At 35.1% G+C, this 22,293-nt stretch carries 20 protein-coding genes and 2 pseudogenes; 18 read left to right on the forward strand and 4 right to left on the reverse strand.

The window, feature by feature from the left end; translation table 11 throughout:
- Nucleotides 1-137 precede the first annotated feature (137 nt).
- The gene (locus HHU08_RS03645) at nt 138-647 is read left to right on the forward strand and encodes a GNAT family N-acetyltransferase (protein ID WP_169187814.1); all 510 of its coding nucleotides are present in this window, start codon (nt 138-140) and stop codon (nt 645-647) included.
- Between the two features lie 138 nt (nt 648-785).
- Here the strand turns inward: HHU08_RS03645 and HHU08_RS03650 are convergent, their stop codons facing one another.
- From HHU08_RS03650 to HHU08_RS03660, 3 genes and pseudogenes are all read right to left on the reverse strand, one after another.
- Complete coding sequence (locus HHU08_RS03650) at nt 786-1,421, reverse strand: LysE family translocator (RefSeq protein ID WP_066235756.1); 636 nt, start codon at nt 1,419-1,421, stop codon at nt 786-788.
- A pseudogene (locus HHU08_RS03655) lies at nt 1,418-2,002 on the reverse strand (YqcI/YcgG family protein); the annotation flags it as partial. The pseudogene HHU08_RS03655 and the gene HHU08_RS03650, both read right to left, overlap by 4 nt.
- On the reverse strand, nt 1,986-2,360 hold the full coding sequence (locus HHU08_RS03660; protein WP_169187815.1) for a DinB family protein: 375 nt from the start codon (nt 2,358-2,360) through the stop codon (nt 1,986-1,988). The pseudogene HHU08_RS03655 and the gene HHU08_RS03660, both read right to left, overlap by 17 nt.
- A gap of 336 nt (nt 2,361-2,696) precedes the next feature.
- On the opposite strand from HHU08_RS03660, the gene HHU08_RS03665 reads away from it, so the two are divergent.
- The 12 genes and pseudogenes from HHU08_RS03665 to HHU08_RS03720 all read left to right on the forward strand — a co-directional run bounded on the left by HHU08_RS03665 (nt 2,697) and on the right by HHU08_RS03720 (nt 15,827).
- On the forward strand, nt 2,697-3,251 hold the full coding sequence (locus HHU08_RS03665) for a recombinase family protein (RefSeq protein ID WP_108072856.1): 555 nt from the start codon (nt 2,697-2,699) through the stop codon (nt 3,249-3,251).
- Nucleotides 3,252-3,280: 29 nt separating this feature from the next.
- Complete coding sequence (locus HHU08_RS03670) at nt 3,281-6,238, forward strand: Tn3 family transposase (protein WP_169187816.1); 2,958 nt, start codon at nt 3,281-3,283, stop codon at nt 6,236-6,238.
- A 183-nt stretch (nt 6,239-6,421) separates the two neighbouring features.
- Entirely contained in the window at nt 6,422-6,742 is a 321-nt protein-coding gene (locus tag HHU08_RS03675) for an ArsR/SmtB family transcription factor (protein ID WP_016202199.1), read from the forward strand.
- A gap of 3 nt (nt 6,743-6,745) precedes the next feature.
- Complete coding sequence (locus tag HHU08_RS03680; RefSeq protein WP_205835567.1) at nt 6,746-7,138, forward strand: SRPBCC family protein; 393 nt, start codon at nt 6,746-6,748, stop codon at nt 7,136-7,138.
- Nucleotides 7,139-7,184: 46 nt separating this feature from the next.
- Nucleotides 7,185-7,556 carry an iron chaperone gene (locus HHU08_RS03685; protein WP_169187817.1) on the forward strand — a complete coding sequence of 124 codons (372 nt, stop codon included), beginning with the start codon at nt 7,185-7,187 and terminating at the stop codon, nt 7,554-7,556.
- A gap of 65 nt (nt 7,557-7,621) precedes the next feature.
- A pseudogene (locus tag HHU08_RS03690) lies at nt 7,622-7,843 on the forward strand (FAD-dependent oxidoreductase); the annotation flags it as partial.
- Nucleotides 7,844-8,055: 212 nt separating this feature from the next.
- Entirely contained in the window at nt 8,056-8,535 is a 480-nt protein-coding gene (locus tag HHU08_RS03695) for a hypothetical protein (RefSeq protein ID WP_169187819.1), read from the forward strand.
- A gap of 190 nt (nt 8,536-8,725) precedes the next feature.
- Nucleotides 8,726-9,217, forward strand: a complete 492-nt coding sequence (locus tag HHU08_RS03700; protein WP_169187820.1) for a hypothetical protein — start codon at nt 8,726-8,728, stop codon at nt 9,215-9,217.
- A 401-nt stretch (nt 9,218-9,618) separates the two neighbouring features.
- Nucleotides 9,619-10,608, forward strand: coding sequence for a tRNA dihydrouridine synthase (locus tag HHU08_RS03705; RefSeq protein WP_016202206.1), 990 nt, complete (start codon nt 9,619-9,621; stop codon nt 10,606-10,608).
- 361 nt (nt 10,609-10,969) lie between these two features.
- Nucleotides 10,970-11,926: a methyl-accepting chemotaxis protein gene (locus HHU08_RS24990; RefSeq protein WP_169187821.1), complete on the forward strand. Its 957-nt coding sequence runs from the start codon at nt 10,970-10,972 to the stop codon at nt 11,924-11,926.
- Nucleotides 11,927-12,553: 627 nt separating this feature from the next.
- Nucleotides 12,554-13,255, forward strand: coding sequence for an ABC transporter ATP-binding protein (locus tag HHU08_RS03715; RefSeq protein WP_016202208.1), 702 nt, complete (start codon nt 12,554-12,556; stop codon nt 13,253-13,255).
- Nucleotides 13,256-13,268: 13 nt separating this feature from the next.
- A complete protein-coding gene (locus HHU08_RS03720) occupies nt 13,269-15,827 on the forward strand; it encodes an ABC transporter permease (RefSeq protein ID WP_169187822.1) in 2,559 nt (852 codons plus the stop codon).
- A gap of 365 nt (nt 15,828-16,192) precedes the next feature.
- Here HHU08_RS03720 and HHU08_RS03725 read toward each other — a convergent pair whose 3' ends face one another.
- On the reverse strand, nt 16,193-16,978 hold the full coding sequence (locus HHU08_RS03725; RefSeq protein WP_169187823.1) for a nitroreductase family protein: 786 nt from the start codon (nt 16,976-16,978) through the stop codon (nt 16,193-16,195).
- A 297-nt stretch (nt 16,979-17,275) separates the two neighbouring features.
- On the opposite strand from HHU08_RS03725, the gene HHU08_RS03730 reads away from it, so the two are divergent.
- From HHU08_RS03730 to HHU08_RS03750, 5 genes are all read left to right on the forward strand, one after another.
- On the forward strand, nt 17,276-17,479 hold the full coding sequence (locus tag HHU08_RS03730) for a zinc ribbon domain-containing protein (protein ID WP_016202211.1): 204 nt from the start codon (nt 17,276-17,278) through the stop codon (nt 17,477-17,479).
- 205 nt (nt 17,480-17,684) lie between these two features.
- Entirely contained in the window at nt 17,685-18,116 is a 432-nt protein-coding gene (locus tag HHU08_RS03735; protein WP_016202212.1) for a ribosomal maturation YjgA family protein, read from the forward strand.
- A gap of 288 nt (nt 18,117-18,404) precedes the next feature.
- Nucleotides 18,405-20,354 (forward strand): GTP-binding protein, encoded by a 1,950-nt coding sequence (locus tag HHU08_RS03740; RefSeq protein WP_169187824.1) that lies wholly within the window; start codon nt 18,405-18,407, stop codon nt 20,352-20,354.
- Between the two features lie 7 nt (nt 20,355-20,361).
- Nucleotides 20,362-20,814 (forward strand): GNAT family N-acetyltransferase, encoded by a 453-nt coding sequence (locus HHU08_RS03745; RefSeq protein ID WP_016202214.1) that lies wholly within the window; start codon nt 20,362-20,364, stop codon nt 20,812-20,814.
- A 218-nt stretch (nt 20,815-21,032) separates the two neighbouring features.
- Nucleotides 21,033-22,202: a 3D domain-containing protein gene (locus tag HHU08_RS03750; RefSeq protein WP_169187825.1), complete on the forward strand. Its 1,170-nt coding sequence runs from the start codon at nt 21,033-21,035 to the stop codon at nt 22,200-22,202.
- Nucleotides 22,203-22,293 lie beyond the last annotated feature (91 nt).

The raw sequence follows: 22,293 nt of genomic DNA on the forward strand, positions 1-22,293 counted from the left end.
TTAATATAATCACTGTTATAGGAAATCATTTAAAGAATCAATAAGATAACTAGAATTATCTATTATCTCGACACAGTAAATGCTTGCAAGTACAATTATAAATATTAATTGTATTTTTCTGTAAGGGGAGAAGAAGCATGAAAAAATTATATAGCGTGGATAAAGCATCAATCTCAGATATCAACCAGATTATTAAATTAAGGGTAGCTTTGCTTAAAGAGGTAAATGAAATTCAAACAGAGGAAGAAGAAAATCAGATCATACATGCTACCAAAAACTATTTAAAAACTGAAATCTCCAATCATAATTTTGTTTCTTACATAGCAAAAAATGATAAGGAAGTTGTAAGTGTAAATGGAGTATCCTTTTTTAAAAGACCTCCGTATTTAGAGAATTTACAAGGTGTAGAAGCTTATATACTTAACATGTATACCTTACCCACTTATAGAAAACAAGGATTGGCTAAACAATTACTTGAGAAATGCATTGAAGAATGTAAGAACAGAGATGTAAAAAGAATTTGGTTACATGCTTCTAAAGATGGTGAACCCTTATACAAAAGTATGGGCTTTAGTTTTAAGGGTAGGGGTAGGGGTAGTACCAGCGTAGCTGACACCACCCGCAAAGTATATGGTTATTATTGGTAAATAATAAGGGGAGAAATTGGGGTCTATGTAGCAATGTAACCAAATCCCGTAATAAACATTTGCTGATATTATAAACTTTAATGGATACAGAAGAAAACCACCCAGAAAAATCAGGTGGTTTCTAATTTTAATAAGTACCTAATTCATAATAAGTAGTAAACTTTTAATTGCCCTATAGCCAAAGCTTACACCAAACCCTATTAAAACTAGGCCAGCAATAACTGATAACCATTTTAAAAATCGCTGATTAGCAAATTTCCGTCCAAAGTTAACTGATGTTGCAACAGTTAAATCCCAAGCAGCAATTCCAACAAAAATAGCACTGCTATAAAGTAAAGCTTGTCCTGTACCTATGGTATTTAAAGTTGTTGTAAGAACTGAGCCATAAATACCAATCCAAAAAATAATATTTAACGGATTGGATATAGCGATCAAAAATCCCGATATAAATGATTTCGATTTAGTCTCTTTTTCAACTTCATCGGAAATAGTCACTTCCTTAAAAGCATCCCTTATGCTTTCATATCCTAAGTATACTAATATTAGAAATCCAAAAATCCACATAATCAATTGAGCCATTGGCGTGGTCAAATAAGTAGATACACCAAAATATATTAAAAGCATTAAAACAATGTCAGCTGACATCCCACCTAAGCCAACGGCCCATGAATGCCAGAATCCGTTCTTTATTCCTCTCTTTATCATTTCTATATTAATCGGTCCGACTGGTATAGAAAGTGAAAGGCCTAAAACAATATAACTTAAAACATTCATAATTTAACCGTTCTCCCTGTAATTGGACATCTTACTACGCTTTCTTCATTTGTTTCAGGTAGTAAGTATTGTCTCCATTCTCTGTTTGTTGGGTCTCCATAATCCCCAATATCAGGATGTGAATCTATCATATCATAATTTTTTAATCGCTCACGAATGATTTTCCTTACTTGTTGCCCTTTTTTCGTATCTGCTGTAATGTCGTCTAGTGTGCCACGAGGCTGCATCGTTATTTCAAGACCATGAGAAGTAAATCTACTTTTCCTATCCGAATAAAAAGGTGCCCGGCAAACTAAGAAAATAGGTTCTCCCCCAAAACAAAACTCCCATTCTGGATGATTCGGATCCTCTGGCACATTAGGAGGCCATGGTTCTGGATCGTTTTCATTTAAGAATTTAACGACATTCCAAAATCGTTTTTTGTATTCCTCTGCTTGAAGTTCATTTTCTGAAGGTTTAAAAAAGATAACCAATGTTGTTTTTTTACCAATCGATCGATAGGTTTTTATGTATTCATAAACTCCATCTCTTATTTTTAATAATTCATACTGATCATAAGCTGATTCAGCAAATATATAACGAATACAAATCTTCTAGTTCTGATTTTGCTAGTATTTTTTCAAGTTCACGATGAACAGAAAAGTATTCTTGTTTTGTTTCCTTCCAATTTTGAAAGGTCTCAGTTGGTAATCGATATGTAGCGTCATTATTTTCTGCCTTTGGTTCATTTGCTGTTTCACCTAGAAAGCGTAACAGAATTCTCTTTTCATAGAAAAGTAAATGACAAACTAATTCCCAAATGGAATGTGCCCCTTCAACTGGTTTCCAAATTGCCTGTTCCAAAGTAATATTCTCTAGTACTTTTTCAAGTGGTGGAAACCAGTCTTCTTTATCTAAGCAGCTTGCCCATTGTTGTAACAAAAGTGTCCTTACATCCATTTTCTATTCCCTCCAATCTTATCCCTTTTAATAGATAATCCCTTTGGTCAATATTCATTTGCGGCATGTTGTTCTGGCATAACTTACAATTTCGAGATGAACCATCTGATTACCTCCCTTACCCAATTGCTGAGCAACGTTAAAAAAGCACACATTTTATTATTTGTTCCAAAACTCATCAATTTCTGAACGCAGGGAAATTTAAATAGTTTTATAGCTTTCTATCTACTATATGTGTTCATAAACTCTGTAAAGAAATCTATGTTCAGATATTACCCCTAACATTAAGTTATGTTACGATAAAACAGAGAAATTTAAAAATAAGGGGAGAAATTAATGAAGGTAGGATATGCTCGTGTTTCAACAGGCATTCAAAATCTTGATTTACAATTGGATGCTCTTAAAGAACATGGTTGCGAAGAAATATTTACAGATAAAATTAGTGGCGCCAAAGATAAAAGACAAGGATTGGAAGAAGCCCTTCGATTTGTACGCTCTGGTGATACGATAGTAGTTTGGCGCTTAGATCGATTAGGGAGAAATATGCAGCATTTAATTAAAATTGTGAATGACCTTAATGACCGAGGTATTAGTTTCCACAGCTTGCAGGAAAACATTACGATGGACAAGGCTAGTGCAACAGGGCAGCTTATGTTTCATCTATTTGCGGCCTTTGCTGAGTTCGAACGTAATCTTATTCAAGAACGTTCAGCAGCTGGTCGTGCTGCTGCAAGAGCCAGAGGGCGTTTAGGAGGAAGACCGGAGAAGTTAGATAAAAAGGAATTAGAAATGTTGAAGACATTGGTAGCAAATGGGACACCCGTTACTGATATTGCTCAAATGTGGGGAGTTTCCCGAACAACTGTTTATCGATATTTAGAAAAGAAGTAAGTCTTTGCTTACGAAAGGATGGGGAGGAAATGGCATCAAGAGGGAAAGAATTACTTACAGCAGATCAAAGAGCAGAATTTGTAAAAATACCGGATGAAATGAGTAAACAAGAACTAGAAACCTATTATACTTTTTCGCAATTTGATATGGAAATTATAAAACGACACAGAAGAGATCATAATCGCTTAGGGTTTGCTGTCCAATTATGTGTATTGCGCTATCCAGGGTGGTCTCTCACAGATGTTGAACCTATACCAGACTATGTACTCCACTATATAGCAAAACAAATAAATGCTAATCCCGATTCATTTTCTTTATATGCCCAACGTGACCCAACCAAGCATGAACATATGGAAGAAATTCGACAGGTATATGGATACCAGAATTTTTCTGTAAGTACATATCGGGAGTTAGCTCAGTATCTTTTGAAACATGCACTTCAAAATGGCAATTCTATGTATCTACTTCGAACTGTTCAAGAAGAACTTAGGAATCGAAAAATAATCCTTCCTGGAATGACTACAATAGAGCGACTTGTGTGGGATACCCGTCGGAGAGCAGAGGAAAGGATTTTTAACTCTTTAACTGCTACTCTTTCACCGTGGCAAAGACACAAATTGGATAAACTTATAGATCCCTTTGCGGAAAGCAGGAAAACCCCATTGGCATGGTTGAGAGAACTTCCGGGTCAGTCATCACCGGATGCCTTTCTAAAAGTAATAGAGCGTTTAGAATATATTCGGGAGTTGAAACTTCCATTAAACATAAATGAAGTTCATCCTAATCGGTTACTACAATTATCTCGCATTGGGGCACGTTATGAACCCCATTCGTTTCGCAGATTTAAAGAAAATAAGAAATATACCATTCTTGTCGCATACCTAGTAACTCTAAGTCAGGATTTAATTGACCAAGCAATTGAAATTCATGATCGGCAAATGATGATTTTACAATCGAAAGGTCGTAAAACACAAGAGGAAATGCAAAAAGAAAATGGAAAAGCAGTTAACGAAAAAGTTGTTCATTTTGCAGATATTGGGGCTGCACTTATTCAAGCACGAGATGAAGGGCTTGATCCATTTAGGACCATTGAAAAGATAATGCCTTGGGATAAAATCGTTACTTCTGTTGAAGAAGCGAAAAAATTAGCTCGACCAATGGATTATGATTACCTTGATTTGCTAGAGAATCGATTTACTTATCTGAGAAAGTATACCTCTACTCTTTTGAAATCATTAGAATTTCATTCTACAAAAGCAGCAGAACCATTATTACGTGCATTAAAAACATTGAACGTGATGAATGAATCCGGAAAAAGAAAAGTACCAGATGGAGCTCCATTAGATTTCGTCCCAAAACGATGGCAAAAGCATGTATACGATGAGGAAGGAACAATTAATCGACATTATTATGAAATGGCTGCCCTTACGGAATTAAAAAATCATATTCGTTCAGGAGACGTATCTGTAGTCGGCAGTAGGCTTCATAAAGACTTTGAGGAGTACCTTGTTCCCAAAGATGAATGGACAACAACCAATCTTAAAGAAACTAGACTGGCAGTTCGTTCATCAGCAGAGGAATACCTTGAGGAAAGAAAGAAAGCTCTAGCTGAACGCCTTACATGGGTTTCAAATAACCTTGATAGTCTTGAAGGAATAAATATAGAAAAAGCAAAACTTAGAGTGGATCGTTTGGAAAAGAATACCCCAGAAGATGCACGAACTTTCAGTTTATCCTTATATAATATGCTTCCGAGAATTAAGCTTACTGATCTTTTAATGGAGGTAGCGCACTGGACAGGTTTTGACGAAATGTTAATACATGCTTCCACTAATCGCCCTCCAAATGGAGAAGAAAAGGTCATTTTGATGGCTGCGCTTATGGCAATGGGAACGAATATTGGATTGACTAAAATGGCAGATGCTACACCTGGAGTTACTTATCATCAGATGGCCAATGCCGCACAATGGAGATTATATGATGATGCTATAAATCGAGCACAGGCAACTTTGGTAAATTTTCAACACAAACTTGCTCTAGCTTCTTATTGGGGAGATGGCACCACATCTTCATCCGACGGAATGCGAGTACAGGTTGGTGTTTCATCGTTGCATGCCGAAGCAAATCCCCACTACGGCACAGGAAAAGGGGCAACCATTTATAGGTTTACAAGTGATCAATTTTCCTCGTTTTATACGAAAGTCATTAATACCAATGCAAGAGATGCTGTCCATGTCATCGATGGGTTGCTTCATCATGAAACAGAATTAAATATTGAAGAGCATTTCACAGACACGGCCGGCTATACAGATTCTGTATTCGGATTAAGTCATTTGTTAGGTTTTCGTTTTGCGCCAAGGCTTCGTGACTTAGCTGATTCCAAACTATACACAATTCAAAAGCCAAGTGATTTTCCTGACCTAGAAAAATTACTTCGTGGACGGATTAACACAAAGATTATTCAGGAAAACTTTGATGACGTGCTCCGTTTAGCCCATTCGATTCGAGAAGGAAAAGTGTCTGGTTCGCTTATTATGGGGAAATTGGGATCATATGCAAGGCAAAACAAGTTAGCTGCTGCATTACGAGAAATGGGAAGAATCGAAAAAACTATTTTTATTTTAGATTACATATCTAATGAAGCTCTACGTAGGCGTATTCAACGAGGATTGAATAAAGGAGAAGCTATGAATGGCTTGGCAAGATCATTATTCTTTGGAAAACGAGGGGAGTTACGGGAACGAGGACTGCAAGATCAACTTCAACGTGCAAGCGCTTTAAATATTATAATTAACGCTATTAGTGTATGGAACACCGTATATCTTACCGAAGCAACAAAATTGTTGAAGGAAAAAGGGGATTTTCAAGAAGATCTACTAAAACATATTTCGCCATTAGGATGGGAACATATCAATTTTCTTGGGGAATACACCTTTGATATGAAGAAAATAGCAAGCTTACATTCGCTGCGCCCTCTTATTCAATAAATAATAAGCCGAATTTTCTTAGCGTAGGAAAACTCGGCTTTATTTATGTCGAAATTTGCTTAGCGTATGTTTTGCGCTTTTTGTTGGTAGGACCCCAATAATAAAAAAATTGACTAGACACTATTTAGTGTCATATAATTAGGACACCAAAAAGTGTCTGATATATATAAGGGGGGGAGGATTTTGAATAATACTTACCAAAAGCATGATGTTTTTGTAGCTATTGCAGATCCTACAAGACGTAAATTAATACGTTTGTTGGCAGGTGCTGAAGAGTTACCTCTTCACGAATTAACTCCTCATTTTCAAATGGGTCGCACTGCTGTATCGAAACATTTGACTATCCTTAAAGAAGCAGATTTAGTTACTAACCGTAAAATTGGTAGAGAAACAAAGTACCGACTAAATCCAGCTCCCTTACAGGAAGTGAAAGATTGGTTATCTTTTTATGAAAAGTTTTGGAATGAAAGAGCGCTATTATTAAAGAATTTATTGGAGGAATAGATAATGGCAGATTTATTATTAGATTTTCAATTTAAGAGTCCAATCAATAAGGTATGGGACGCTTTAACAAATTCCGATACACTTGCACAATGGGTCATGGTAAATAATTTTAAACCAATTGTAGGATATAAGTGTCAGTTTCGAAATGTGGAAATAGACTTAATTGTGGATAGTGAAGTATTGGTAGTAGACAAGCCTTATAAGCTATCTTACACATGGGTAGGTGGGCCGATAGACACTATCGTCACATGGACATTGAAAGAAGAGAATGGAACTACCTACTTACATCTTGAGCAAACTGGATTTGAAACAGAAGATGTTCAGGCATTTAATGGTGCGAAGTATGGTTGGGCATTTAAGATTGAAGAGCTTAAAAAAGTGTTAGAGGAAATGTAAGACCAAACTTTTGAACGATATAATTTTAATTTTAGGAGGGAATAACATGGAAGTTTTTGCTGAATTTTTAGCGGGGATTGATGATCCTTTCCACAGAGAAAGAACGGAAGAAGTACTTACTTGGATAATAGATAAATATCCAAATTTAAAGACAGAAATTAAATGGAATCAACCCATGTTTACGGATCATGGCACATACATTATTGGCTTTAGCGTATCTAAAAAGCATTTAGCCGCCGCTCCGGAAAGTGTAACAATTACTCATGTAGAGGATGATATCGTAAAGGCGGGCTATGAATACACAAAGGAGATAATACGTATTCCGTGGAAAAGTCCGGTAGACTACACACTACTTGAGAAAATGATTGATTTTAATATGAAAGATAAGGCAAACTGTACAACTTTCTGGAGGAAATAGAAAAACATAGGGTAGCCCTTAGGACGTGTATGAGGGATTCTGTGAGACTTAAAGGAGATAGTGAAATGAGTTTTTTCCAAGATATGATTGCGGTATTTAAAAAGAGAGAATTAGTATTTATAGAAAGCTACAAAGAATCAGAATATGTATATACCTTTGTGTTTGAAAAAGAGAAAGATTTAACCTGGAAAGCAGGTCAGCATGGTTTGTTTAGTATTACTCATAAAAAAGTGAAAAATCCTACTAAACCATTTACAATATCATCTGCCCCAAGTGAAAATAAGATAATTAATTGAGTGTAGTATCTAGGTGGTTAATCAAGCGTCATTCAATTTGTTTTAATATCAAAATCAATCCCAATTCCTGACATTGTAAGTAGATCTGCCTTAGTTCAAATTCATACCTAAATTACGTCTCTACTAAAATGTAGGGGCGTTTTTAAATAATCCATTTTGGTAATCCCAATGGAATTCAAGGAATATTTTAAAGAACATATCGCATGATAAAACAAAAAGGATTTTTTATGTTTGGTCTATTGCTTGCAATTTTCGTGTTTAATATAGCATGTTTTAAAGTAAATAAATTACTGAATAAAAATCAAATTGCCCATATTTGGATGTTTACCGTCGCTTTTCAAACAATGTCTGAACTTTATATTAATTTGAAATATAGAGCGTATTGGTATTTTACTCCAAACGTGGATGTGTACGCGTTTCTTCCTTTAGCATTATTAGTACCTCCTGTGAATATTTTGTTTTTAAATTGGTACCCATATAACAACTCGATTAAAGAGAAAGTATTTTATTTTCTTTATTGGGAGATTTTTATTGTGGCTTATGAAGTAATAACACTTCTGCCGGAACCGTGGGGATACTTTAATTACGGGTGGTGGAATTTAGGATTATCAATATTAGTAGATCCAATACTGCTTTTTATATTGTTAAAGTATTATAAAACGTTTGTGAGAACAGCTGAATAAAAATGTGCAGAGTTATGTCTAAATCATTGTATGACAAAGGAAGAGACTATATTAAATACTTAAATCAATTGGGAAAAATATAAAAAATCAGGATGTTTACCTTACAAGCCCTGCTCTTCGGAGTGGGGTTTTTATCCGTAGGAATAGAGTTGTAAAACACAACTAATACTATGAAAAAAGAGGTGTGATTATGGATGAAATAATAAAAAATTTAGATATACATGCCAAAGGAATTTGGTGTCCTATTGCATGGACAGTAATCTTAGTCTTGGTAGTATTATTAATACCAAAACAAAAACTCAACTGGTTACAGATATATTATACTTACGGTGTAATAGGATTGCTTACTTGGATTTCGAATAGCATTTTTGGAGTGTTTTTAGATTTAGTGGATTTTGGAGATGCGTCAGTAACTGGTTTTGCAGAAATGTTAACGTATACTTTTATTCCCTCATCATTAGCAGTTCTATTTTTGAATATGTTTAGTAGAGAAAAAAAGATTATATTAACAGTAATTTTCTTAATAATATCTTTATTCATCGAGTGGACATGCCATGCTTCTGGTTTTATGGAATATAAAAAATGGAATTTACTATTTAGTGTTCCGGTATACTTTGTTATTTATTATTTTGTTCTTCCATTTCACTACCGTTTAATTAGCGAGATACGGTCAGAAGATTAATATTAGATATTCAAGACCTACAATTTTGGGATTAATATAACGGTATAAGATAAAGCCCTCTCAGCTTTTGAGAAGGGCTTTTAACTATCAATCGTAAGCATGTACATGTAATCACTAAAGCCTTTTTCAGCATTATACTATTTTAAGATCATCAAAATAGGTATTTGCTGATTTGACAGAGGAAATAAAGCCTTTTAATATAGAAGACGGAATTGATTTGAAGAGAATTTCATGGGATTCAGATGTTGAAGTATTGCTAAACTATTTTGGCTAAGATGTAAGTTTCACCTTATAAATGGTCAAAGTATACGATAGCTTGATATAACTTTTAATCATGATATAAGTGTTAAATATCAAGAAGGTTGACCTTATATCCATAATGAGAGGATTTGAGTTTGAATATGATAGATAATTTTTGGCGTGATTTGCCACGACCATTTTTTGTACTAGCACCAATGGAAGAAGTGACCGATGTAGTTTTTCGCCATGTAGTCAGTGAAGCAGCTAGACCGGATGTATATTTTACCGAATTTACAAATACGGAAAGTTATTGTCATCCAGAGGGAACCCAAAGTGTGCGTGGACGTTTAACTTTTACAGAAGATGAACAACCAATCGTTGCACATATATGGGGAGACAAGCCAGAATATTTTCGGCAAATGAGTATTGGTATGGCAGAGCTTGGGTTTAAAGGCATCGATATCAATATGGGCTGTCCAGTACCGAATGTGGCATCCAAGGGGAAGGGAAGCGGGCTTATCCTCCGTCCCGAAGTGGCTGCAGAAATAGTACAAGCTGCAAAAGCGGGTGGGCTACCTGTAAGTGTGAAAACAAGGCTTGGTTATACAGAGATAGAAGAGTGGCGGGACTGGCTAACACATATATTGGAACAGGGAATTGCTAATCTTTCTATTCATTTGCGAACAAGAAAGGAAATGAGTCAAGTAGATGCGCATTGGGAATTGATTCCAGAGATTAAAAAACTTCGTGATCGTATTGCACCAGATACACTTTTAACGATTAATGGGGATATTCCTGATCGTCAAACTGGCTTGAAGCTCGCTGAACAATATGGTGTGGATGGAGTTATGATTGGACGCGGTATTTTTAAAAATCCATTTGCCTTTGAAAAAGAACCAAAAGATCATAGCAGTAAAGAATTGCTTGATCTTTTAAGATTGCATCTTGATCTCCATGATAAATATTCAAAGGAATTAGAGACACGTTCCTTCAAAGCTCTTCATCGCTTTTTTAAGATCTATGTCAAAGGCTTTAGAGGGGCGAGTGAATTGAGAAATCAATTGATGAGTACACAGTCATCAGATGAGGTACGTGCAATGCTTGATGACTTTGAGTCAAAAAACATGGATACGATGGGGACAGGAGAATAATAATTAACAGTAGTTGGCTGGCATGAATGCGGTATGGAACCGGATTTATGCCAGCCAATTTTTATAGGGAAAATACACATTTTCGATGGGAGTCAATATCATCATAGTTATTTCTCACTATATGAATAATTTGTGAACAAATGCCTAGTAATTACTCCATACTCATTGTGAAATTATTACTAAATAATAGTATTTTATATAATTAATTGGTACTATAAAATTATAGTTTGTGTAAAATTGCACAATGTGATGTTTAAATAGATTAGAAGTACGATTGTTTGAGGCAAAATTCAATTTGAAGATGTGGGGATGCGAAATGATAAGCTAATCGCCACTAGTATATAAAGATGAGGTGTAGCGAGTGTTTCAGTTACTTACAAGAAGAACAGAAGAAATAGATCTCTTAAAAAAGAAAATAGAAGAGTTAAATAATAAATTAGATGAAAGAGAAAATAAATTTCAGCTCTTTTTAAATCATTTGCATATAGAATTACTAAATACCATTGAGCAACATGAAATTGTTAATGATCAGCATAATGTTCTAGATGAGATGGTACAAGCGTTATTAAAAGAGTTTACGAAAGTGGAGAAAAGCACCAAGCAGTCAAATGACGTTTCTAACATTATTTTAAATAATGGTAACCATCTAATGAATTCAACCGAAGAAATGGTGGGCTTATCCACAGATGGGGAAAAGGCAGTAGAGGATGTTTTAACATTAATTAATGATTTAGGGAAACAATCTCAAAATACGTTTATAAGTATGAAGAAACTAAGTGAAAGTTCTAAAGAAATTGAACATATTGTGTCTGTGATTGAGCAAATTTCTCAACAAACAAATCTGCTTGCATTAAATGCTTCCATTGAAGCAGCAAGAGCAGGGGAAAATGGCAAAGGGTTTGTAGTGGTAGCAAATGAAGTAAGAAAGCTTGCCGAAACTACTAATCAAAGTACAAGCATTATTTCAAGCTTAATTAAGCAAATTCAAACTGAAATGACAGATGCTTTTAAAAATAATGAAAAAAATGCCAGTTTAGTAGATGAAGGAATTCAGTTAAGTTCTCTAACAAAAAAACATATCAATCGATTAATGGAAATAATTACGCAGGTTCAATTAGATATGAAGAAGTTACTGGAAGAAATTGAACACCAAAAAAACTCTAACGAAGAAGTAATAGAAAAGTTTAGTCAAACTACTAATCTATTTGATGAAATAAAACAAGTTATTATTCAGCACATTGATGATGCCGATGTTGTTGGCAAAAAGTTATTAGAAGGTGTAGAGAAAGTAAAGGGTTTTTCAAAGGAAGAATCATAAATTTATCTGGGGGATTTCTACTTTAGGGTAATCTCTGAAATCAGTAGAAAAAAAGTAAGATAGATAACTAATTATAGAATCTAACATGTTTAAATCAAAGCCACTCATACATTCCGCAGCATGGGTGGCTTTGATTTTATATGGAATTGAAGTTTATAAATAATTAGTGAATTTCATCCGGAAGGCAGATTTAATTCTTTTTAAGAAGTATTACTATTTTATATAAAAAGAGTTCAGTAATAGTGGGGATGAGAAAGAAAAACGGATGGAAGTTTTCTTATGTTTTACGCTTCTCTTAGAAGAAGCTATCTAGAAGTATTGCGTGTTTATCCCACTCTTAACGGACAGTAAGACTCAACTGTAAGCTTATGAGAATACGAGGAAGATAGGTGGGAGATCAACTGTCCGTAAAGGTCCGATTGATTCAACTAACGATCAGTGGGGGAGGAAGGAAAAACCCACTGATGGAAGTTTCACTTTATTTGCTTTGTTTGATTAGATACATGCGGATGATATAATATTCTTATGATGATATAGGAAAAAAGGCATATTTAGTTTCTAGTTTTAACCTATAGTACTAGAAAGCTTTACATCGTTGGTCATATAAAGATAGAAAGGGATTGTCCTATGGCATTTTTAAAAGTTAAAAACGAATCGAAACGGTATCATTTAGGCGATAATGTTATCGTTGCTAATGATGATATTAGCTTTGAAATTGAAAAAGGTGAATTGGTTGTTATTCTTGGTCCAAGTGGGGCAGGAAAATCTACTGTATTAAACATTTTAGGAGGCATGGATCAACCCGATGAGGGACAAATTTTAATTGAGGGACAAGATATTGCTAACTATAGTGAGCGCCAATTAACGGAGTATCGAAGAACGGAAGTTGGTTTTGTTTTTCAGTTCTATAATTTAGTGCCTAACTTAACGGCTAAGGAAAATGTTGAATTAGCTTCACAAGTTTCTCCTCATTCTTTAGATGTGGTTACAACACTCGAACAGGTGGGACTGGGTAATCGTTTGGACAATTTTCCGGCACAATTATCTGGCGGAGAACAGCAAAGAGTGGCTATTGCAAGGGCCTTGGCGAAAAATCCTAAACTTTTACTATGTGATGAACCTACAGGAGCATTGGATTATACAACGGGAAAACAAGTATTAAAACTACTGCAAGAAACTTCACGCCGTACTGGAACTACTGTTATTATTATCACCCATAATTCTGCATTAGCACCAATGGCAGATAAAGTCATTAAAATCAATGATGCCAAAGTTCGGTCCATCGAACTAAACCCTAACCCCGTATCTGTTGATTCAATCGAATGGTAAGTAGGTGTGAAAAATGAAAAATGTTTATCTTAAATCATCATTTAAAGAAATAAGCAGTTCGAAAGGGAAATTTATTTCAATCATTTTAATTATTCTCCTTGGTACGATGCTTTTTGTGGGAGTTCGATCAACTGGTCCAGATTTAAGTAATTCTGCAAGTTCTTATGTAAATAACTATCATTTAGCAGATTTACAAATTATCTCGACCATGGGGTTAACAGAAGAGGATGTGCAGATACTTCAAAAGGAAGAAAATCTGGTTGTAGAGGCAGGATTTTCAGCCACCTATGAAAAAAATAAAGAAGAATTGGTACAAATTCTTTCTTATTCAAATGATGCCAACCTGAATAAATGGAAAGTCATAGAAGGGGATTTACCAAAATCTAATCAAGAAATAGTGTTAGATTATAAAGCCAAAGAATTCGGTTTTAAGTTGGGAGAAGAGTATAAAATCAATTCTCCAGAAATTGAAAATAAAACTTTCACTATTGTTGGATTCGTGAACTCTCCGCTTTATTTAAGTACTTCTGATCGGGGAACCACTGATAGTGGAAATGGGAATATTGATTATTTTGCTTATATTCCAGAAGCTGCATTTTCGCAAGATGTATACAGTCAGTTATTCATTAAGTTTTTAGATACAGAGAACCTAGTTGCTGATAGTAGTGAATATACTAGCGTTTTAGATGAAAATGTTTCAAAGGTAGAGCAGCTTTACGCTGACAGACCGGAAAAACGATTAGAGGAAATTCAAACAAAAGCAAAAGAAACTCTATATGCTAATTTACAAGAAATCGAGCAGGGAAAAGAACAGGTAGAATTAGCAAAAATGCAAAGCGGTGCGGATCTTTCTTCACTAGATGCTGAGAGTGAGAAATTAAATAAACTGGAAAATGACATTGACGAAAAAATAGCAGAAGTGGAGACAATGGAAGAGCCAGTATATTACTTCCAGACTCGATCTTCCAATCCTGGGTATCAGGACTATTTCGATAGTGCGACAAGCATTACCGCTATCGCAGGTATTTTCCCAGCATTCTTCTTATTTATCGCAGTGCTCGTTACTTTTACAACGATGTCGCGAATGGTAGAAGAAAACCGCGGAGAAATCGGTACTCTGAAGGCTCTAGGATATAAGAAAATAGAAATAGCCCAGAAATATATTATTTATACACTCTTAGCAGGAGTTCTTGGTGTGGGGTTAGGTACAGTTATTGGTACAAAAACGCTTCCCCCTTTTATCTTTCATCTTTTTGAAGAGTATAATATTCCAACCTTTGTTGGCCAATATCACTGGAATTATATAGTTCAAGCCCTTATTGCAGGATTATTTGCTACATTAGGATCAGCACTCTATGTATTATGGAAAGATCTTAGAGAGAAACCGTCAACACTTATGAGACCAAGAGCGTCTAAATCTGGTAAGCGAATCTTGCTTGAACGAATTACTCCTCTATGGAACAGACTAAACTTTAATCAAAAAGTAAGTTATCGTAATCTGTTTCGGTATAAATCGCGAATGATTATGGCAATTGTCGGGATCTCTGGGTGTACTGGATTGATTCTTGCTGGCTATGGTATTAAGAACTCAATTGAAGATTTACAGCCTAAGCAGTTTAGTGAAATTCTTCACTATCAGGGTATCGTTACGATGGATCGTCCGACAGCACTTACACATTCTTCCCTCATTACTGAGGAAATGAATGCGGTTGTGGAATCAGTAAGTGTAAAAAATAAAACGCGTAGCTCACAGACAGTAAGTATGATTTCACCTAGCCGTACGGAGAAATTCAACAATTATGTATCATTACATGATGTAAATAAAAATAGGGTAACTGTTTTGCCGGAAGTTGGAGCTCTAATTACGCAGAAGCTGGCGAAGGATATGAATGTCGAAAATGGTGATACATTATCTATTAATAAAGATAGTAAAACAGTCAAAATAAGAGTAGTGGGCATTGTAAAAAATTATGCAGGACATTTTATGTATATTGCTCCAACTTATTATGAAGAACTTTTTGGAGACTACGAGCCAACATCTGTTTTAATAAAAACGAAAAAGTTATCAGCATCTGAACAAAAAAACCTGACAACGAGCTTGCTTGAAAATTCAGATGTGAAAAATGTTAGTTTCTTTAAAGAAAGTGGCGGAATTCAGCAATTTGGTTCCTTAAATTCGGTGGTAATGATCATGATTATATTATCTGGGGCTCTGGCACTGGTAGTATTATATAATCTTACTAATATTAATATTTCAGAACGTATTCGAGAATTATCGACTATTAAGGTGTTAGGTTTCTATAATAAAGAAGTAACATCTTATGTGATGAGAGAAAGTATGGTTCTTTCATTATTAGGAATATTATTAGGTTTCATGGTGGGAACGTACTTACACAGGTTTATTTTAACTACTGCCGAGAGTGGGAACATTGTTTTTCCGTTAACTATTCATTGGTCTAGTTTCGTTTATGCCGGGCTAATTACACTGTTTTTAAATTTCTTAGTAATTGGCATTGCACACTTTAAGTTAAAACATATCAATATGATTGATGCGCTTAAGTCAAATGAATAAAAAGTAATACTAAAAAATATAGAGACCCTATTTCGTATGAAAATACTGCGAATAGGGTCTTTATATTTTACGAACGAGGGACATTAGTATTCCAACCAAATATAAACTCGAACAATTATACGTAGATGAAAATAAAACTTCCGTATAATTGTTTGGATTTTTTATTCATTTTAAGAAAGAAGATTTGTGGGTATCACCAGTAGACTGAATACACTTCGCTTTCCATGGGGTTCGTCACTTCGCTCCTGTGGAAAGTAGAGCAAAACCTAAGACCCCACAGGCGGAGGCTTAGGTTGCTCCCTGTGGAAAGCGATTGTCTGTAGTGCGATGGAACAAATTGGTTTCGCTACTAAATAAGAGATTGTTCATCTTTCCCCATTATCCATAAAGTTTTGTTCTTTCAAGTAATTCAGCACCGTCTGTGAAAATTCGTGATGAGATTCTTTCGTATATTTAGCAATCGTATAGATTTGAGCAAGGTTTTTCAGTCCTAATCGTTCTGTCATTTCTTTAAGGTGAGGGACGTCCATATAGCGATTCCAGCCTTTTTCGTCTCGTTCTTTATAGATTTCCAGTATTTCTTGGTCGGAATAGTCTTGATAGGTATCATAGTGAACAAGTCCATTTCTTGGCAGTCGATCACGTGGGGCTGGATTTTCTGCTGGATATCCTAAAGAATAACCAACAACAGGTACAACATTTGCAGGTAAATTTAATAGTTTGCCAATTTGATCGCAATTGGCAAGGGTGGAGCCCATATAGCAAATACCAAGTCCCGCATTTTCCGCTGCTAATGCACAGTTTTGTGATACTAAGGTTGCATCAATGGCTCCTATCATAAAGCTCATAAAATTATCAAAATGTACAGGAGCCTCATTAAGGGAAAGCCATTTCCTCATTCGATTAAAATCAGCACAAAATGTTAGTAGGATAGGTGCATCAACAACCATGGATTGGTCCATATGGGCGCTGTACAATTTGTTCTTCCGTTCTTTATCTTTGGTAACGACAATCGAATAAGACTGCATATTGCCACTGGATGAAGCACGAATGCCTGCATCTAATATTTCCTCCAGCAACTCTTGACTTACCTCCTTATCTTCATATTTCCGAATCGATCTATGCCCGTGGATAACATCTTTTAATTCCAAACAATCACCCCTAATTTGTTTTTTCATCATTATAAAGTTCCATTTTGCGCGCGAAAATCCTCTAAAAATGTAAATAATTCTACTCAGTGTATGTAGTTAAATGGAAAGATAAATTAGTGCTTTTCTCGAAAATCGATTTCTGGGAAAAGCTAGGCAAACTTTTGAATATGATTAATCACTATTTGAAAAAATAGAAATGAAACTAAATCCAGTTTAATTCGTAATAATAAAGGAAGATATAAAACGAAAAAAATAATACGAAGAAGTAAATATTCCAAAGAAAAAGGAGTGTTAAGGATGGAAAGTAAAGGCTGTATAAAATGCGGTGGAACAGATGTAGGAACAAAAGATGTAGCAATGACAGGAACAGGTTTATCAAAGCTAATGGATATTCAGCATAATACATTTACGGTTGTCTTTTGCAAGAAATGTGGATACTCAGAGTTTTATAACAAACAAACATCAAAAGGGTCCAATATTTTAGATTTATTTTTAGGGTAAGTGAACACGAGACTAATTACGAATAGAGAGTTATTTAAATAATTCCATCCGGGAGACCAATCATATTTGAAGGGGTCTCTTTATTTTAGCTGGTTTCTAAAAGATTATGTTTTTTCAATAGGAAAAATTATTCAGGCTGCGGGTAATCGCAACAAACTTTACGAAAACAGCCATTAAATAAAATCTAAATTTGCGAGTGACAAAAATGAAGCCTTTAAAAGAAATTAGTAGAAAAATACATCGATTAATTTATATAGTTTCTGCCTTGCTTATGGTATTGTTAGGACTTTCCTCCAGAAGATTCAGTAATCATCTTCCTACTTTTATCGCAGAGAATTCGGGGGATATGCTTTGGGTGATGATGGTATATTTTGGTTTTCGGTTTCTTTTGATAAGAAAAAGTCTCCTTTTTGCCGGAATAATGAGTCTCCTATTTAGTTTTGGAATCGAATGCAGTCAATTGTATCAAGCGGATTGGATAAATGATCTTCGTAATACAACAATTGGTGCGTTAATTTTAGGAAGGGGATTCCTTCTAATCGATCTAATCCGCTATTTATTAGGGATATTATTAGCTGGACTATTAGACAAATTTTTGCTTTTGAAAAAACATGGTAATTCCATAAGAGAACACTAAAAAAGTCTTTTTTTTTTCGTGTGAAATGAAGAGCAAGCATATTTGAAAGTGAAAATAAGGGTGGTTTGGAGAGGCGTCCGCTCGTCCCATGGAAAGCGAGCGGACGTCTCGGAAAACAAATCTATCATCTTATGTTTAAAAAGTGGCTATTGTCCATCATCATTAACTAGCCAGTTTTTCAGTGCCCTCATTCCATAACAGACTATTTTTTTGTTATTTCTTGCAAATTCACTATAATATTCTTCATTTACTTTATAATAGATATAAAAAATAGGAGTCGCTTTCAAAATGAATAAGACAATGGGAATATTAGCACATGTTGATGCAGGAAAAACCACTTTTTCCGAACAGCTTCTTTATCATACAAATAGTATAAAAAAACGTGGTCGTGTAGATCATCAAAATGCCTTTTTAGATAGCCATCTAATTGAAAAACAACGAGGGATTACTGTATTTGCTGACCAAGGCATTATTGAATATGGCGATTCTACCTATTATTTAATTGATACTCCTGGGCATGTAGATTTTTCTCCAGAAATGGAAAGAGCGATTCAAGTAATGGACTTTGCCATTATTATTATTAGTGCAGTAGAAGGAATCGAAGGACATACCGAAACGGTGTGGAATTTATTAAAAAAACATCAGATTCCCACTTTTTTCTTTATCAATAAAATGGATCGGATTGGAGCAGCTGTACAGCATGTCCTGGAAGAAATTCGTTCTCAATTCACTATAGATGCATGTGATATTTCCTCGTTTAATGACAGTGGAATGTCAGAAGAACTCATCGAATTTATTGCAGAACGAGATGAGGAGCTCCTTGATTACTATATGGATAAAGGCTATCAATCAGCATTGTGGATGGAAAAGATGCAAGAAATGATTGTTTCTTCCCGCCTTTATCCTTATGCTTATGGTTCAGCCTTACAGGATAATGGTATAAAACAATTTTTCGATCGTTTTGATCAATTAACAAAGACGACTTACACAAAGGATGAACCTTTTGCAGGAATGGTTTATAAAATTCGTTATGATGAGGCAGGAACGAGAATTACCTTTTTAAAAGCAATTAGCGGTACGCTGCATGTGAGAGAGGAACTTACGTATGGAAATGGTGAGGTAGAGAAAATCACACAAATACGTAAATATAACGGTAATCAATTTCAACAAGTAAACGAAGGCTTGGCTGGAGAGTTGTTTGCGGTAACAGGTCTTACAAATGCAGTTGTAGGAGATGGAGTCGGAGAGATGCAGGAAAAGGCAGTGTGTGAATTGGTGCCAACTCTTCGTTCAAAAGTAGTATTTGAAGCGGGAATAAATAAAAAGGACGCACTTAAGTTTTTTCGGATATTAGAAGCAGAGGATCCATCTCTTCAAGTAACATGGGAAGAAAAACAGCAAAATATTCACTTACACGTGATGGGAAAAATACAGTTAGAGGTTCTTCAGGAAATTGTATTAGAAAGATTTTCTTTACAGGTGAACTTTGATCAACCTGAAATATTGTATAAAGAAACGATAGAAACAAAAACTATTGGGTACGGACACTTTGAACCATTACGCCATTATGCTGAAGTACATCTTCAGTTAGAGCCAGGAAAAAGAAATGAAGGTATTACTTTTGAGAGTGCATGTCATAGCGATGATTTATCAATAGCTAACCAAAATCTTATACGTCAGCATCTGTTTGAGCGTGATCATCATGGGCTTTTAACAGGGTCTACTTTAACAGACGTAAAGGTGACTCTTTTGACTGGGAGAGCCCATAATAAACATACACATGGCGGTGATTTTCGGGAAGCGACTTTTCGTGCATTGCGTCAAGGATTGGAAAAAGCACAGAATCGTTTATTAGAGCCTTACTATTTTTTTAAAATAAAGGTGGATATCGAACAAATGGGCAAGGTTTTGGCAGATGTACAAATGGCTCATGGAACATTTGACACGCCCGAAACAGTAGATAACAAAGCAATGATTACTGGAAAGGTCCCAGTTGCTACATTTATGGAATATAGCACAATCCTTGCTTCTTTTACACAAGGAAAAGGACAGCTTTCCTTAACATTTGCGGGTTATTTTCCTTGTCATAACGAACAAGAAGTAATCGATAGACTAGGCTATGATAAAAATGCGGATCCAGCGTATACATCCTCATCGATTTTCTGTGCAAAAGGTGCAGGATATACGGTTCCATGGGAGGAAGCAGAGGAAATGATGCATTGTTTGCAGAAAGGATGAGCGGATGATGAAAATTCGCAAGCTAAGAGAAGAGGAGAATCCTCCTTTTGATTTATTATTATTAGCAGATCCATCTGAGAATTTAATAAAAGAATATCTTAAAAAGGGCCTTTGCTATATTGCAGAAGATGGAGATCGAATCAGTGGTGTATATGTTTTATTGCCAATTAGGGAAGAAACAATAGAATTGATCAATCTAGCAGTTGCCGAAATCTATCAAGGAAAAGGCTTAGGGAAAATGTTAGTTATGCATGCGATTGAGGAGGCAAGAAACCTAAGATATAAAAGAATAGAAGTAGGGACTGGAAATAGCAGCATTTCTCAGCTTGCTCTCTATCAAAAATGCGGGTTTCGGATGAATCGAATTGATAAAGATTTTTTTCTCAAACACTATGAAGAAGAAATCTATGAAAATGGTATTCAGTGTATCGATATGATTAGGCTCACACAGGATATATAATCCATTTTAGAAAAAGATAAATATTAGTAATTAACAGATTTATTACAAAGGTAACAAAGTGTGATTTTCCCTTCGAACCCTACGGAATTCTAGTAAATGTACGATATTTGCTAGGTTGCTTGTAAACTAATTTTAAAGTGAATGACTTATTATTTTAATAGAATTGTAATTTAGAAACCTCTTTCATGTGTTATAACAATAGAGAAAGGGGTTTTTAGATGCGTTCCTTAAAAAAACTAATGGCCATTTCGCTAAGTAGTGTCATCTTTTTGACATCGGCGATTGTGGTACAAGCAGAAACGAGTCAAGAAACACTTAACAAAGCAAAAAATCAATTGAATCAAAATCAGCAATTGATTAATGAAAAAGAAGCAGAAAAGCAAAAAACTTTAAAAGAGTTGGAAGCTGTTCAAGATGAGTTAAAATCTGTTGAAACAGTAATGCAACAAAATAAAGAAAAAATAGCTAACCTGCAAGCGGAAATTGAAGTAACGCAACAACAAATAGAGAAAAAGAAAGAAGAAATTGTTGTTTTAGAAGATAAAGTATTAGCACGTAAAGACGTTATGAAAGATCGTCTAGTTTCCTTGCAGAATACAGACCAAACGAATGTCGTTTTAGAAGTACTGTTGAATGCAAAAGACTTCGCTGACTTTATTAGCAGAGCAACAGCTATTTCCCTGATTTTTGATGGTGATAAAGATATATTAGAGCAGCAGCAAGCAGATCTTCAAAAAATTGAAGAAGAGAAGCTAGCGATTGATCAGCAAGAAGAAGAATTAACAGGACAGTATGATCAATTAGCTGTTACTCAAAACGAATTGCAACAAAATCTTGCTAAAAGACAAGAAGCTGTTTCGGCTGTACAGAAAAAATTTGCTTCTGTTTCAAAAGAAGTAGAATTAGCTGAGAGTCAAAAAAGTGCAGTGCTTGCCCAAATAAGCCAAGCAGAATCCACATTGAAGAAAGAGCAAGAAGAAGCGAAGAAGAGAGAGGTTGTAAAGGTAAACACGTCCAATAATGTGGCGAGTGTATCGAATAAAACAACTTCCAACAAACAAACTTCTAGTAAACCAAGTTCTAATAAATCTTCAAGCAGCAAAGATGTTATCTATGTAAGTGCCACTGCATATAGTCATCAAGATACAAAATCAGATATTACAGCACTTGGATATAATATAAAAAAGAATAAGAACATGAAATTAATTGCAGTCGATCCAGCAGTTATTCCATTAGGTTCAAAGGTTTGGGTAGAAGGCTATGGAGAAGCTATTGCAGGAGATACTGGCGGGGCGATTAAAGGACATAAAATAGACGTCTTAATGCCATCAACGAGCAAAGCGAAGGCTTGGGGACGCAAGACAGTGAAAATTAAGATATTAGATTAATTTAATAGATACTTTTCTTCTTGTTAGTTAGACTCTCTAGTGTGAAGAGTCTTATTTTTTTTGAAAAAAGGATTATCAAAGAAAAGGAGGG

Source organism: Niallia alba, assembly GCF_012933555.1.
GTDB lineage: Bacteria > Bacillota > Bacilli > Bacillales > Cytobacillaceae > Niallia > Niallia alba.